The following is a 14284-nucleotide window of genomic DNA, read 5'->3' on the forward strand; positions in this document are numbered from 1 at the left end:
TGCAGAAATCAGATAGTTGGTGTCGAATACTATCCTCACGAGATGCTATTTAGGACATCCTCTTCAAATACAACGACACCTCGCGCTTGGACTTCCGCAACAAACTCATCCGGCACGGTGATGGTTATTGTCTTCTTCATAGCTAATTCTCCTTCCCATTCCTTACAAATCCCACCAATCCAGTGGTAACGTAGGAACAGACCACTCAGAATTGGGAGTCCAACATTCCCAACCTTGCCCGAATGGAGGTATTCCGGCATCCCGTCTGCTCAAAGCCAAACATCCCTCCGCTCTAATTTCCTCCGCCTGTTTTCGAGAAACAAGGTTGAGCGATACGGCTCGGCTGAGTTCTGCCTCGTCCTTCCACCGCCAAGTCTTCAAGTCCGCCTCGATAACGATGTCCAAGAAATGATCGATGAAATCGATACCCATGTCTGTCCGAATGTATTCACGCTCAAGATTGACATACCATCGACTGAACCGAAGTTCTTGATCCCAAAATGCTAGATAGGCATGCTGATCGCCCGGGAGCATGATACGGAGCATGTCGGCTGTCCATTCACGCTCAAGATGATTCCACTCGCCAATAGGCAGCCGACCTTCGGATGTGTATGTCCGCATTTTATAAACTGTGCCCGCAGCCAGATAGAGCACAAGGGCTTCCGTTGTATCGCATACCACCGTCACTGGCCACGCCGCCTGAATCCTGTCACCCCAGACACTTCGCATTACTATCCGGTCGCCGGGAATCCATCTGCTAATTGGATTCATCCAGTCCGCCCATCCGCGCCACCAGCTCCGCCGCAATCCCCGTATAGCCCGCCGGCGTCAGCGCCATCAGCCGCTTCTTGTCGTCGGACGGCAGTTCCAGCCCTTTGACGAAATGGCGCATATCGGCTTCCGTTACACGCTGCCCCCGCGTAAACCCCTTCAGCAATTCGTATGCGTCCTCGCCGCCTTGTTTGCGCATTACGGTTTGCACCGCCTCTGCCAGCACTTCCCACGCATCGTCCAGTTCGGCGGCAAGCAGGTGCTCGTCCACGCCTACTTGACGCAAGCCGCGCTGCGCCGATTTCAAGCCAACTAGGCTGTGTCCGATGGCGGGTCCCAAGTTCCGCAGCGCTGACGAATCGGTCAGGTCTCGCTGTAGCCGCGATACGGGCAGCTTAGTCGCCAGATGCTCCAACAGCGCGTTGCTGATGCCGAGATTCGCCTCCGAGTTCTCGAAGTTGATGGGGTTGACTTTGTGCGGCATTGTCGATGAGCCGACTTCGCCTTCTACCGCGCGCTGCCTGAACACGCCCAGCGATATGTACGACCACATGTCGCGGTCGAAGTCCAGCGTGATTGTGTTGAAGCGAATTAGCGCGTGGAATATCTCAGAAATGTAGTCATGCGGCTCAATCTGCGTGGTCAGCGGGTTGTGCGTCAAGCCCAAGCGCTCTACGAAGCGGCGCGATATGTCCTGCCAATCGGCGTCCGGATACGCAATGGCGTGCGCGTTGTAGCCGCCCACCGCACCGTTGAACTTGCCGAGATACTCGGCGCATTCCATCTGCCGCATCTGCCGCCGCCAGCGATACACGAACACCGCGAGCTCCTTGCCGAGCGTGGTTGGGGATGCCGCCTGCCCGTGAGTATATGCCAGCATCGAGGTATCCGCCGTGGACTCAGCAAGCGCAGCAACACTGTCCACCAGCGCGCGCGCCTGCGGCAGCCATTCGTTTTCAAGCGCAGATTTGACCATCAGCGCGTGCGATAGGTTGTTGATGTCCTCCGATGTGCAGCAAAAGTGCACCCACTCGCTAACATCTTCCAGCGAAGTGCCTTGCAGACGCTCGCGGATGTAGTACTCCACCGCCTTGACATCGTGATTCGTCGTACGCTCCATCGCCTTCACGCGCTGCGCCGCATCGTCATCGAAATCTGCCACTAGCCCGCGCAGGTAGTTCTGCTCTGCGCCGGTCAGCGCGCGCATATCCGCGATGTCCGCGCACGCCGCCATCTCCAGCAGCCATTCCACTTCCACTTCAACGCGCCGCTTGATGAGCGCCCACTCCGACAGGTGGTCGGCAAGCCCGCTCACCTGAGTCGCGTATCGTCCGTCCAACGGCGTAATCGCCCTAATCGCCAGCATCGTCATGTATCCTCTACATCCTGTTCATCATGTCAACTGATATATCTATCGTAAACCGCCTTCGCCGCCGCGAGATCCCACATCGCCATGCCCAGCGACTTGAACAGCGTGATATCGTCTGCGCCGCGCCTGCCCGGCTTCATGCCGCCGACTATCTGATGCAGTTCGCTGACCTGCTCCCACAGCAACAAGCCGCGCGATGTGGGCATCATCAGCTCGCCGCATTCGATTTTCGCCTGCGCGATGCTGTCCACGGCGATGATGTCCGCACGGCTAATCGTGGCGTCGTCCAGCTCGGTTACATACTCGTTTGCGCCGCCGACCGCGCAGATGTGCGTTCCAGGACACAGCCATTCGCCGCTGAACACGGGCGTAGGAGAGTTCGTAATCGTAACGAGAATGTCCGCGCGTTCCACGACATCGCGGGGATTGTCCGCCGCCTGCACTTCGATGCCGAGCGTGTTCGTCATTCGTCGCGCGAAATCGCTGCGGTTCGTGGGGTTGCGGCTGAAGACGCGCACGCGCTCAATGGTACGCACGCTGCATATTGCCTCAAGCTGCGCGTCCGCCTGAAAGCCGCTGCCTAGTATGCCGATTTCAGCGGAGTTCTCGCGCGCCATGTGCATCACGCTGACACCGGACGCCGCGCCCGTTCGCAGCCGCCCGAGCGACGACGCTTCTATGACCGCGAGCAGGTCGCCGGTCTGCATGCCATACAGCAACACGAAGAAGCGGTATTCGCCGCCGACGATGGAATATACCTTGAAGCCGAAGACGCCCTGTTCGTGCAGCGCCGCCGACATGTGTGCGAGCATCACGCCCGGCCCGGCGACGGTGTGTCCGCGCGGTATGTTCGTCGCCGCGCCTACCGCCTGCTGCCGCAGCACCGCCTCCACCAAAGGAATCGCTTCCTCCACGCTCAGCAGGCGTCTGACATCGGCATCCGTTATCCACAGAGGAGACATAGAGAATTGCCAGTCATTTGCTTGAGGTTGCTTATCCTGTCAATCCCTGTAGGCAATGATAAGCCTTGTAAGTTTCTGGGGATTAACTTCGCACCGCGATGATGCCGAGCCAGCTTCGGGGGACATGCGTGATGTTCATCTCTTCGAAGGTTTGGCGCACGCCGGATTGCAGCGCGGCGCTCGCTTCTTTCAGCGGCACGCCGGGCAGCGTCCCTTCGATGAAATCCTGGAAGCCGCTGATGTCCAGCCAGCCCTCGATCGGCACCTGCACCGTCTCGATGTCCTGCTTCACGATTGTCATGCCGTGCTTTTCCAGCAGCTCTCGGTACTGATCCACCGTTAACTGCTTGCGGGATTCGACCTTCTCGGCGCGCGTGGGCTTCAAGCCGTATTCGCGCCGCAGCGTGCGGATAGACTTGAACATCCACTTGCGATAGTATTCGAGGCTTTCGGGCGGATGGCTGCCTTCGTAGAACGATGTGTTGAAGGCGAACTTGCCGCCGGGGTTCAGCGACCTCGTTATGTCTTCGAGCAGCGCGTCCTTGTCCGGGATGTAGTGTATGGCGTTGCAGAACACGACCGTGTCCACCGATTCCCTATTGAGCGATTCGGACAGTCCTTCAACCTGACTGTGGACGAACTGGATGACAGAGTCTCCTCTGCCCCTCAGGTTCTCCATCGCCTGTTTGAGCGCGCCGGCGGAATGGTCAACTGCGATGACCACGGAATCGCGGGCGTTGTTCAATCGTCCGACGATAAGGCTCGTTACGCCGCCCGTGCCACAGGCGAGGTCAACGATGCGTTTGTCTCTGCTAAGGTCCGCCATGTCCACCAAATGGGCATTTAGCCCTTCATAGAAGGAGTTTTGGGAAAACTTGCTGAACGAATAGTCTTGGGTTGTCATGGCGCTCCTCCTGATTCTGGCGCTCCACTACGCAGCGCAATTATAACGGAAATTATGCGCAAAAGGAATTAGCCTGTTCATCCTGCCTGTCCCGTAGATCGAACCGATGTTAGCTGCTATGAAGACGATTTCACAAACGGGGTTTATCCTTGTCATTTCGAGCAACGCGAGAAATCTAAAGTTGGGAACAGGCTGCATTTAACGATCCCTGCCTTCGCAGGGACAAGCTTAAGATTCCTCACTGCGTTCGGAATGACATAAAAGTAATGCGGAATGAAGACATTAGGGATTTGTGAAATCGTCTCTTGCTATGACAGGCACACGACTTTGTGATATATTTTACAACATGATAGTACGCAACGGACTTCTCGCAGCGAGCGCAGCGCTGATGCTCGTAACGCTCTACATGGTCTTCCTCTGGGTGCCGACCGAGGTGAATCTCGGCGTATCACAGCGCATCTTCTACTTCCATGTGCCGCTGGGATGGCTTGGCATGTTGTCCATTATCGTGGTCGCGGTGGCGAGCATCACGCATCTGGTAACCGGCAGGCAGTGGTGGGATGATCTCGCGTACACTACGGCGGAGATAGGCGTCATATTCGCGAGCCTCATCCTAGTAACGGGCGTCATCTGGGCGCGCGGCGACCTCGGCTGGTGGTGGACATGGGACGCCAAGCTGACCACGACGCTGGTGTTGTGGTTCATATACATCGGCTACCTGATGGTGCGCGCTTATGCCCCGAAAGGGTCGCAGTCTGCGCGGTTCTCATCGGTCATCGCACTCTTCGGCGCTATCGACGCGCCCATAATCTACTTCGCGACCGTGTGGTGGAGTTCAGCGCACCCGGAATTGAATGTAGGTCCCGCCGCCGCTGAAAGGGATGCTATCGAGTCTGGCAAAATCTACCTGACGCTGCTGGTGTCGGTGCTTGCGTTCACGGTCTTGTACATACACCTGCTGGTCGAACGATTCCATCTGCGCCGCTCCGAATCCGCGCTCGACGGCCTGCACCAAGCGTTCGCGTCACGCCTATCCTGAATATCCTTGTCCTAAAGATGTTAATGCTCCGGAGAAATACCTTGCGAAGCGTCATCATAGCCGCAGCAGCCCTGATAATTCTGACCACAGCCGCGATACCCGGCGCTGCCGCGCTCGCCTACGACAGCGGCACGTCAGCCGACGCCATAACGCTCGACACAACGACGGACATACCGGCGCAGCAGCGGCGAGGCGAGGCGGAATTGCCGTGGCTGTTCGCCGTGTACGCAATCACTTGGGCGGCGTTCTTCGGGTATGTCTTCGTGATGTCTCGCCGTCAGCGCGAGATGCAGCGCGAAATCGAAACACTCAAGCGCGCCCTAGAAGCCAAGGAAGATTGAGGGTGCGTAGGGCGTACTGCAACGCGCCGGGTTTTGGCACTGTAAGACAAGCGGAACAATATGACAGAAGACACCATACAACCTGAATTGGAACAAGCCGAAGGTGGATTGTTCGCGTCCAAGGGCAAGTTCATCGCCGCGGCGATAGTGCTGATAGGCGCGCTCGGCTACCTAGGCTTCATCGCGTTCCAGAGCGCGACGGTGTATTCCTACACGGTCAGCGAACTCGCGGAGATGGGGCCAACGCCCGACGGCAAGCTGGTGCGTGTGAGCGGTAGTCTCGTCGAGGATTCGTTTGTGCGCCAGGACGGCTCTACGATAGCGCATTTCCGGCTGACTGATACGGACGCGCAAGACGGCGCGCTAATCATCGCCGCGAACTACGAAGGCGTGCTGCCTGACCTCTTCTTCAACCCCCACTCCGAGATAATCCTCGAAGGGCAATACGGCACGGACGGCATCTTCCACAGCCAAAACGTGCTGGTAAAATGCCCTTCTAAGTACATCGAAGCCGGCGACGAGTCCACCGGCGACTACAGCGATTACGAAAAGCCGGCGGCGTAGGGACGCATTCTATTCACCGTCCCCTATTCCACTGCTAGACACCGACACTTGCCCGGATCAAAGCACTTTTGAGTTATCATCCTAGCCTTCCGTATTTCCGAGCGAGGGCGTAATCGCGCCGTCCACATACAGCAACTCAAGCGCTTGCATGGCGGCTTGCTCGGCTTGTGTCGCCATTTCCGGCGGGATGGAGGAGCAGAGGGATGCTATGGCTTCGGATGCGGTGGCTTGTCCGTCTAGGCGGCTTAGCAATTGCGAGACTAGTGCGCTGCAGGGGATGCCTTCGGAATGCGCGTCCGTTACTAAGCCTACTCCCCAGACGAATCTGTCGTCTTCTAGCACGGGCTGTCGTTGCAGGCGTGCGCCCGCCGCGAGTTGCAGTGGCACGTTTTGCGGCAAGCCTTGTGCGCGGCGGCGGCGTTCTGATTCGACTGCGGCGACACTGTTGCCGAACGCCGGTGGCAGCATTCCTTTAGACAATGCGACACGCTCGTAACCGCGCGATGGCTGCCCGGCGACGAGCTGGATGAACGACTGTCGCGGAGTCAATGCGGGGTCGTCGTCGAGCAGACGGCGCGCCTCCCAGAAGTACGAATCCGCCGTGCGGTTGCTGGAGTAGAACAGCCGCGCAAGCTCGCGAAAATGCCCGTACTCTCGGTAATACATCTGCTCGTACATCTGCGCGGCGGGGCTTGCAATCGTTGGGTCTTCGAGCGCGGACGCGACCACGACGGCGGCGAGCGCGGCGTATGTCAGCGCAAGATGCACGCCCGACGAAAACAGCGGGTCGATGAAGCAGCCCGCGTCTCCTACCAGTATGTACCCGCGACCGTGCAGCGATCGGCAGCGGTACGACCAGTCGCGTACGACCTCCGGCTCGGTCGCCAACTCTGCGGATTCCAGCATATTTGCGAGGTATGGCGCGGCGGCTATTTGCGATTGCAGAAAACGCACCGTGCCCTGCTCGCGGATGCCGCGCTGACCCACTTCCGCGTCCACGACCGCGCCGACGCTCGCCCATCCGTCGCGCAAGGGGATGTGCCATAGCCAGCCGTCCGCCTGCGATTCGATGAGGATATTGCCCGCGTCCGGCGATGGCAGGCGCGCGCCGCCCTTGTAATAGCCGTACACCGCGAGATTGCGGAAGAAGTCGTCCCACTCGCGCAGCCCCAACTGTCTCGATAACACGCCGCTCTGCCCGCTCGCGTCAACGACAAAGCGCGCTTGTAGCTCGACTTCCGTCGGAAATGCGCCCGCTTTTACGCCGTCTGTCGGCGATAGGTCGTCCGGCGATAATTCTCTTGCCGTCGCTCTATCCGCGGCTCTATCCATGGATGATGCGCCGGCGGATGCGCCGTGTGACGATGCGTTATCCATCGGGCGGCAGCGGACGGCGGCGGCGGCGCCGTCATTGTCGAAGAGGACGCGCGCAACTTGCCAGCCTTCTCGCACATCGACGCCGGAGCGCCGTGCGTTGTTTAGCAATATGGCGTCGAATTCGGGACGCCAGACCTGATACGCATGCGGATTGCTGGCGTGCGTCTCGCTGAAGCGCCAACTCCATGGCTCGCGTTCCGTGCCCCAGATCATCGTCGCGCCGGGCTTAACGGTGAAACGCGCTTTGCGAACTTCATCCATCACGCCGAGGCTTTCCAATATGGGGATGCTGCCGGGCAGCAGCGACTCACCAACATGCGCTCGGGGAAAGCGCTCGCGTTCCAGCAGCACGACCGGAAAGCCCATGCGCGCGAGCAGCGTGCTGACGCAAGCGCCCGCCGGTCCGCCGCCGATGACTATTACAGGATTGCCAGCCGACATTCAGCCGCCTCACTTATTCCAAACGATTTCGCAAATGGCTTGCATTCTTCGATTTCTCGGGCGATGAAAGAGGGCTTGGCAATGTCGTTATACATACGCTCGCCAAGCCCTCTCGCAATACCAAAGGCATAACTCCGCGGGCTATGCCTCGAAACCTACCTTCCGGTGCTGGCCGTCGCAGAAGGGCTTGTTCGCGGACTCGCCGCAGCGGCACAAGAAAACCATGTCGCTGTCGCCGTCAATCGCGACCTCGTTGCCGTCCGCGTCCACAATCTTGATGCCGCCCTGCACCATGTAGGGACCATTCTTCCGCGTAGTAACCGTCGTGTCTGCCATTGTACCCTCCTTGTACCTTTCTCGTTTGCACTACATGCCAATAACCGAACCTTCCATTTCCCAAATTGGAAGGCTTTTCCCCAATAGCCGGATGATGCTCCGGCAGGGGTTTCCGGGGGCTGCGTAGGATTTCGGTTGCCCCCCTTTCTAGGCTTTTCCCACGGGGGAAGGGACATCTGCGTACCCGGCGGGGCGGCGACTTCGCCTATCCGTGTCTTATCTCATGTCTTACATTAGGCGCCGCGAGTTTTCAGTGCTTTGATTAGCGCGGGGACTACTTCGGTGTAATCGCCTACTATGCCGAAGTCTGCAGCGCGGAAGATTGGGGCGCGCGCGGTGTTGTTGATGGCTACTACCGTGCCTGCCTTGCCTATGCCGACGGTGTGATTGAACACGCCGCTCAGCGCCACGGCGAAATATAGGCTCGGCGATACGGATTTGCCGGACAGCCCTATCTGGTACTGGCGCGGCAGCCAACCTAGCTCGGTAACATCGCGGGTCGCTCCCAATGGCGCGTCCAGCGCGTCCGCGAGTTCTCGCAGCAGCGGCAGGTTTTCGGGACCGCCTATGCCCTTGCCCACACTGACTATCGTATGCGCGTTGTCAAGTTCCGCGCCTTCCGCCGATTCGTCCACGACGCGCTCGATGATATGCACTCGCGCATCGCCCAAGCCGTCAATCGATAGTCGCTCTACCACCGCATCGACGCTGCTGTCCGGCACGACGGGCGTCAGCAAGCCGGGCCGCACGGTCGCCATATACGGCGTTGTGTTCGATAATATCGGCGCGACGATGTTGCCGCCGAATGCGGGCTTGAGCTGCACTAGCCGCCCTTCATCGTCCACTTCCAGCCCGATGCAGTCGCCGGTCAGCCCCAGCGACAGCCTGCCCGCCAGCCGCGCCGCGAGTTCTCTGCCCATCACGGTCGAGCCGAGTAGTACGGCATAAGGACGATGCGTGACTATCGCGTCCGCGAGAACGGCTGTGTACTGCGAAACTTCGTAATCCGCAAGCCGTGCATCCTGCGCAAGCAGCACGCGGTCCGCGCCATAAGCCGCCAGCGTGTTCGCGTGGCGCGTGGAGTCGTCCGCAGCATCACCGCCGTCAGCGGGGTTATCGCCAAGCAGCACCGCTTCGACACTGGTGTTCAGCGCATCCGCGAGTTCGCAAGATCGCCCGAGCAGTTCAAGCGTAATCGGACGCAATTCGCTGCCCAGCATCTCAGCGAGCACCCAGATAGCGCCGACATCGCCGCGTTCTCGGCGTGCGCCGCGTGGAATCGCTGCGCCTGGCTTATCGCTTGCGTTGGTAGTGGCAGCAGCATCGCCGCCGAGTGCGCCCCGTGCATCGAGATATGCCATCAGTTCGCTTACGGCTTCGTCGGCGGGCTTGTCGCGCACGACTATGCCTTCGCGCTCCGGTTCAATGGAGTAGATTTCACTGACGGATGTGGGCGATCCGTCTGCGCCGAACACGCTCGCGTCGTCGCTCAGGTCGGCGGCGGTCAGCGTGGCGACAGGCTTTTCTTGCGCCGCCTGACGCTCTGCGCGGCGCGGGTATATCTCCGGCGCGACATCCTCCGTGACGGTGATGAGCGCGGGCAAGGCACAGCGCACGACATCGTAGCCCTCGTCCGTGATGCGCTCCGCTTCGAGCGCGATACTATCACCGTCAGCGTTCAGGTCAAGACGGCGCACACCGCTGACTTGCGGCAGATCGAGCATATCGGCGATTTCCGCGCCTACCTGACCCGTTTCGGCGTCCAGGCTGTTGCGCCCGCAGATAATCAGGTCGTAGTCGTCTTGCGCCAAGGCGAGCGCGAGCGCGCGAGCGGTCGCCAGCGTGTCGCTGCCTGCGAATGCGCGGTCGTTCAGATGCACAGCGCTGTCCGCGCCCATCGCCAGGCACTGCACCAGCGCGTCACGAGCCTGCGGCGGTCCCATCGTGAAGACGACTACTTCGGCATCGTGCTGCCGCTTCAGGTTTGCCGCGAGCGACATACCTAGCACATCGAACGGGTTGACCTCACTCGGCACGCCATCGCGCACCACGCGCCGCGATTCGTTGTCGAACTTCAGCAGCGATACGACGGGCACCTGTTTTATGCAGACGGCTATTTTCATGGTGACGGGCTTTCGGGCTGAGGATACTGTGCGAGGTTTCGGGGATGCTTATCGATTAGTCTCTTCCCTATGCAGCGGGCTGACAAGAGTATGCATTGGATTTTGTACCCGATATGGCTATGGCGTTATCCGTAGGCACGCCCGGCCGGGTGCCCCTACCGTCGTTGCGCCTCGACCGTCAATCCCAAAGTTAACATACCACAATATGCCATGCGGAGGGCAGCCATGTAGAAGGGGAAGGGACAATTGGACTTGCGGCTCAAATGCGCCTGTCAACAGTGTCTATCAGTCGCGTATGTTTCGTCGGACGCGGTCAGTGAAGCCGGCGGGGGCGGTTTGGACGGGCACTTGGTGCAGCACGGCAATGGTCTCACGCATGGTGCGGAAGAACGCCTCGCACAGCGGGCAGCCGCTTATGTGCAGGCGAATCCGTTGCTCCAACTCGGCGTCCGTCATCTCGCCGTCAATGTATTCCGACGAGTACGCGCGCGCCTCTGCGCAGGCCGGCGGCATCGCGCCGCGTCCAAACAGGCGCATTATCGGATGAAGTATGCGGCTTTGCACAGACATCATCATTTCCAAGTTCCAGCGCGAGATTTATTCTTTGAGACTATCCAAAAATTATGCGATGAAACACCATATCACAGATCCTTGCTCTCCGACGGGCAAAGGGCGAGATTGGTGAGATTGGATTGCAGTATATCAGCAAGCTGATACCAAGCCTATAGTAGTGTTTCACTTATACGATGCTCTGAATTACAATTGGATGCAAGCAATTTTACGAGTGAGATTCGGCAAATGGCAACTCGGTCTATTCTGTATATCTTGTTTACATCGCCTCGCTGAAGAATATGGACGACTCCGCAAGCCCCGAGCAGCCCATGCAGTTCGACGACATCATCGAGATGTACTCGGACTTCGTTTACAATGTCGCGTATCGTATGATGGGCAATCCGCACGACGCCGAAGAAGTGTCGCAGGAAGCGTTCTTGTCGGCGTTTCGCGCGTTCGACCGATTTCGCGGCGAATCTCGCGTTACGACATGGCTGTACCGCATCACCGTGAACGCCGCGCTAATGCGCCTTCGCCGCGAAAAGCGCGCGCGCAGCCTGCGATGGGTCGGCATCGAAAACCTCGATGTGCCGAGCTGGGACGAATCGCCGGAGCCGTCCGCGATGATTTCCGAGCTGGGCGAGAAGATTCAGGAAGGCATAGCGATGTTGCAGCCCGACCTCCGCGCCGCGGTAGTGCTGCGTGATGTCGTAGGCCTGTCCAGCGCAGAATCGGCGGAAGCGCTTGAGATTACATTATCGGCGCTCAAATCGCGGCTGCACCGCGCGCGCGTGCTGCTGCGCCAGCACTTGGCGGAATATGCACCGGGGCATAGATAGGGGCAGGTTCGTAGGCAGGGTCTTTCGGTTGTCACCCTGAACGAAGTGAAGGGTCTAAAAGCGCCGTGTGGAAACAAGCCTGTCCGTAGTCAACGCGTTTAGATTTCTCGCTTCGCTCGAAATGACATGAATAATCGAAAAGCCCTGAATATGCCGTCGTGTTGTTCTCGCAATACGATACATACGTGTAACATGTCTGCTGTATCATGAGCGCCGATGATTAGTTGGCGAATGGAGGCTGGTATGATGGCGCAGTTGCCGCAGAATAGCGAAACGACGGTTAGCGAGTATCGCAGCGATGCGGGCGATGTTCGCGCCGTATATTCGGATGTCTTGGCGGCGCTTGACGGGCTGGGCGATGACAGCATGCGCGAACGCTGGCGGCAGGCTAACCGCGAGGTCAAGCTGGACGCCTTTTCGTTTGCGCTTGACCCTAAAGAGTTCAGGCCCGTGCCCACGGACTGGATCCCGCGCATCATCGAGATGGACGAATGGCGCAATATCAAGGCGGGCGTGGAGCAGAGATTGCGCGCGCTGAATGCCTTCCTGCTGGATGTGTACGCCGGCGCGCAGACGGTCGTGCCCGACGATGTTGTGTACTCCTGCCAGTACTTTTACCCTGAGCTGCAAGGCTTCCTGCCAGCGAAGGATGTATTCGTGCACATCTACGGCATCGACTTGGTGCAGCAGCGCGACGGCAAGTATGTCGTGCTGGAAGACAACCTGCGCATACCGTCCGGCATCACATATCAGCTCAAGACGATGGAAATCGCGCGACAGATTTTCCCGGAGCTTTGCGAAGCCTATGACATCGTTCCATACGACATACGCGACACATACCTAGACATGTTCGCATCATTGTGCGACAATCCCAATTCAACCTGCGCGCTGCTGACCGACAGCAAGTTCGGCTCGGCGTTCTTCGAGCATCGATACCTATCCGAACTGCTGGACATTCCGCTTGTAGAAGGTAGTGACCTGTACATCGGCTATGATGGCGATGTGTGTATGAAGACGCTGGACGGCGATGCGCGCGTGGACCTGATTTACCGCCGCGTGGAAGACTTGGAGATATTCGTGCCGCACCTTACGGACGCCTACCTGAACGGCAAGGTCGTGCTGGTGAACGGCATGGGAACAAGCGTCGCGGACGACAAGCTGGTGTTCCTGTGGGTGCCGGAGATGATACGCCACTACCTTGACGAAGAGCCGATATTGGAGCAAGCGGTGAGCTACGACCTCGACGATGCGGCGAGCCGCGCCTATGTGCTGGAAAACATGGACAAGATGGTGCTGAAGACGCGGCAAGGCTACGGCGGGCTGGGCGTGTACATAATGCCGGACCTCGCGGGCAACTATCGCACGCAGCTGACGAGACAGATTATCGAGAACCCGCGCGCGATGATAGCGCAGGAGACCATCGATTTCACGCGGCACGTGATATTCGACGAAGAGACGGGCGAGTACGAAGACCGCTACATCGACCTGCGCGTGTATGCGGTGCAGAATGGGCGCGGCGAGGCGACTGCGTTCCCTGGCGGGCTGACGAGGGTATCGCAAGCGGGCAACCGCGTCACGAACAACTCATCGGGTGGTCTATGCAAGCCGACTTGGGTGGTGCGGTAAGCGATGCGGGCACGCTCGTCGGCTACACCTACGGCGCCCGCTATGTCTATACTGACACCGTTATCCTCAACGACAACTTCCTGAGAGTCTCGGCATGCGAAGACGGTTATCAGACGCCGCTCACATCGGCGGTGATAACCGTGCCTGCCACGCGCCCGGTGCAGTACAAGGACAGCATGGGCAACCCGACACACCGCGTCCGCCTGTCGTCGCCGCATCGAAACCTGACGATTCTCGCCGTGGGCAGTGTGCGCCTCGACAGCCCACCGTCTGCGCTGGAAGAAGTCGCGCTCGCCAATCTGCGATACGACGCGAGCGCAGACGAGTTCTTGTCGTCCACACCGATGGTGCATCCGGATATGGTCGCGGACATGGCGCGGCAGATTATCGGCGGCAACACGGGCGAGCCGGTTGGCAAAGGCGCGGGTCTGCTGGAAACGGTGGATGGCATCGTGAGCTGGGTGCATGAGAATATCACCTACATTCGCGGCAGCACGACAGTCGCCACGACGGCGGAGCAGGTGATCGGCACGCGGCAGGGCGTTTGCCAAGACATGACGCACTTGACGATTGGGATGCTGCGCGCGCTGGGCATTCCGGCGCGCTATGTCAGCGGGCTGATGTGCGGGCAGGTCGGCGAAACGCATGCGTGGCTGGAATTCCTGCATCCTGCGCGAGGCTGGCTGCCTTCTGACCCAACACGCGGACAGTCCATCGTCAGAGGCGCCGACCTCGTGAAGTTCGCCGTCGGTCGGGACTATACGCAGGCATCGCCTGTCGAAGGGTCGTTCGTGTCGAAGGGTACGGGCTGGCTCGATGTGGTCGTAGCGCAGGCAATGCCGTCCGCCGACAGCGTGTCGTTCGACGACGCTATGAGCCTTATCGAGAAGGCGAAGTCCGCATAGCGCAGACCCGCGCCCTGGTGTCTTAATAACGGGTTAATATACGAAGCGGACGCGCCAAGAGTTTACAGCCAAGAGTTTACAAGTTGATAACACACTCCGCCGCGCGCAGGCGTAGAATTGATAGCGGGCAAAGTC

At 59.1% G+C, this 14284-nt stretch carries 14 protein-coding genes; 6 read left to right on the forward strand and 8 right to left on the reverse strand.

What is annotated here, in order from left to right; all coding sequences use genetic code 11:
• Positions 1-162 precede the first annotated feature (162 nt).
• The 4 genes from F4X57_02635 to F4X57_02650 form a co-directional block, all read right to left on the reverse strand.
• On the reverse strand, positions 163-771 hold the full coding sequence (locus tag F4X57_02635) for a DUF402 domain-containing protein (protein MYC06066.1): 609 nt from the start codon (positions 769-771) through the stop codon (positions 163-165).
• Positions 758-2134 (reverse strand): adenylosuccinate lyase, encoded by a 1377-nt coding sequence (gene purB / locus F4X57_02640; protein MYC06067.1) that lies wholly within the window; start codon positions 2132-2134, stop codon positions 758-760. Before purB ends, F4X57_02635 begins: the two co-directional genes overlap by 14 nt.
• 35 nt (positions 2135-2169) lie before the next feature.
• The gene (locus F4X57_02645) at positions 2170-3102 is read right to left on the reverse strand and encodes an ornithine cyclodeaminase family protein (GenBank protein MYC06068.1); all 933 of its coding nucleotides are present in this window, start codon (positions 3100-3102) and stop codon (positions 2170-2172) included.
• 82 nt (positions 3103-3184) lie between these two features.
• Positions 3185-4006 (reverse strand): class I SAM-dependent methyltransferase, encoded by an 822-nt coding sequence (locus F4X57_02650; GenBank protein MYC06069.1) that lies wholly within the window; start codon positions 4004-4006, stop codon positions 3185-3187.
• A 310-nt stretch (positions 4007-4316) separates the two neighbouring features.
• Between F4X57_02650 and F4X57_02655 the strand changes: the two genes are divergently transcribed.
• Genes F4X57_02655 through F4X57_02665 form a run of 3 tightly spaced genes read left to right on the forward strand, consistent with a single transcriptional unit; the run spans position 4317 to position 5950 of the window.
• Entirely contained in the window at positions 4317-5045 is a 729-nt protein-coding gene (locus F4X57_02655; protein ID MYC06070.1) for a cytochrome C assembly protein, read from the forward strand.
• Between the two features lie 17 nt (positions 5046-5062).
• Positions 5063-5386, forward strand: coding sequence for a CcmD family protein (locus tag F4X57_02660; GenBank protein ID MYC06071.1), 324 nt, complete (start codon positions 5063-5065; stop codon positions 5384-5386).
• A gap of 60 nt (positions 5387-5446) precedes the next feature.
• The gene (locus tag F4X57_02665) at positions 5447-5950 is read left to right on the forward strand and encodes a cytochrome c maturation protein CcmE (GenBank protein MYC06072.1); all 504 of its coding nucleotides are present in this window, start codon (positions 5447-5449) and stop codon (positions 5948-5950) included.
• Positions 5951-6031: 81 nt separating this feature from the next.
• Here the strand turns inward: F4X57_02665 and F4X57_02670 are convergent, their stop codons facing one another.
• From F4X57_02670 to F4X57_02685, 4 genes are all read right to left on the reverse strand, one after another.
• Entirely contained in the window at positions 6032-7768 is a 1737-nt protein-coding gene (locus F4X57_02670) for an NAD(P)/FAD-dependent oxidoreductase (GenBank protein MYC06073.1), read from the reverse strand.
• Between the two features lie 141 nt (positions 7769-7909).
• Complete coding sequence (locus tag F4X57_02675) at positions 7910-8104, reverse strand: CDGSH iron-sulfur domain-containing protein (GenBank protein ID MYC06074.1); 195 nt, start codon at positions 8102-8104, stop codon at positions 7910-7912.
• A gap of 233 nt (positions 8105-8337) precedes the next feature.
• On the reverse strand, positions 8338-10227 hold the full coding sequence (locus F4X57_02680) for an electron transfer flavoprotein alpha/ beta subunit (protein MYC06075.1): 1890 nt from the start codon (positions 10225-10227) through the stop codon (positions 8338-8340).
• 285 nt (positions 10228-10512) lie between these two features.
• A complete protein-coding gene (locus tag F4X57_02685; GenBank protein MYC06076.1) occupies positions 10513-10803 on the reverse strand; it encodes a hypothetical protein in 291 nt (96 codons plus the stop codon).
• A gap of 275 nt (positions 10804-11078) precedes the next feature.
• Here F4X57_02685 and F4X57_02690 point away from each other — a divergent pair, with 275 nt between their 5' ends.
• The 3 genes from F4X57_02690 (at position 11079) to F4X57_02700 (ending at position 14149) form a co-directional block, all read left to right on the forward strand.
• Complete coding sequence (locus F4X57_02690) at positions 11079-11618, forward strand: sigma-70 family RNA polymerase sigma factor (protein ID MYC06077.1); 540 nt, start codon at positions 11079-11081, stop codon at positions 11616-11618.
• A gap of 216 nt (positions 11619-11834) precedes the next feature.
• Complete coding sequence (locus F4X57_02695; protein MYC06078.1) at positions 11835-13244, forward strand: circularly permuted type 2 ATP-grasp protein; 1410 nt, start codon at positions 11835-11837, stop codon at positions 13242-13244.
• Entirely contained in the window at positions 13217-14149 is a 933-nt protein-coding gene (locus F4X57_02700) for a transglutaminase family protein (GenBank protein MYC06079.1), read from the forward strand. Before F4X57_02695 ends, F4X57_02700 begins: the two co-directional genes overlap by 28 nt.
• Positions 14150-14284: the final 135 nt, after the last annotated feature.

This window comes from Chloroflexota bacterium (assembly GCA_009840355.1).
GTDB lineage: Bacteria > Chloroflexota > Dehalococcoidia > Lucifugimonadales > JADFKI01 > Bin90.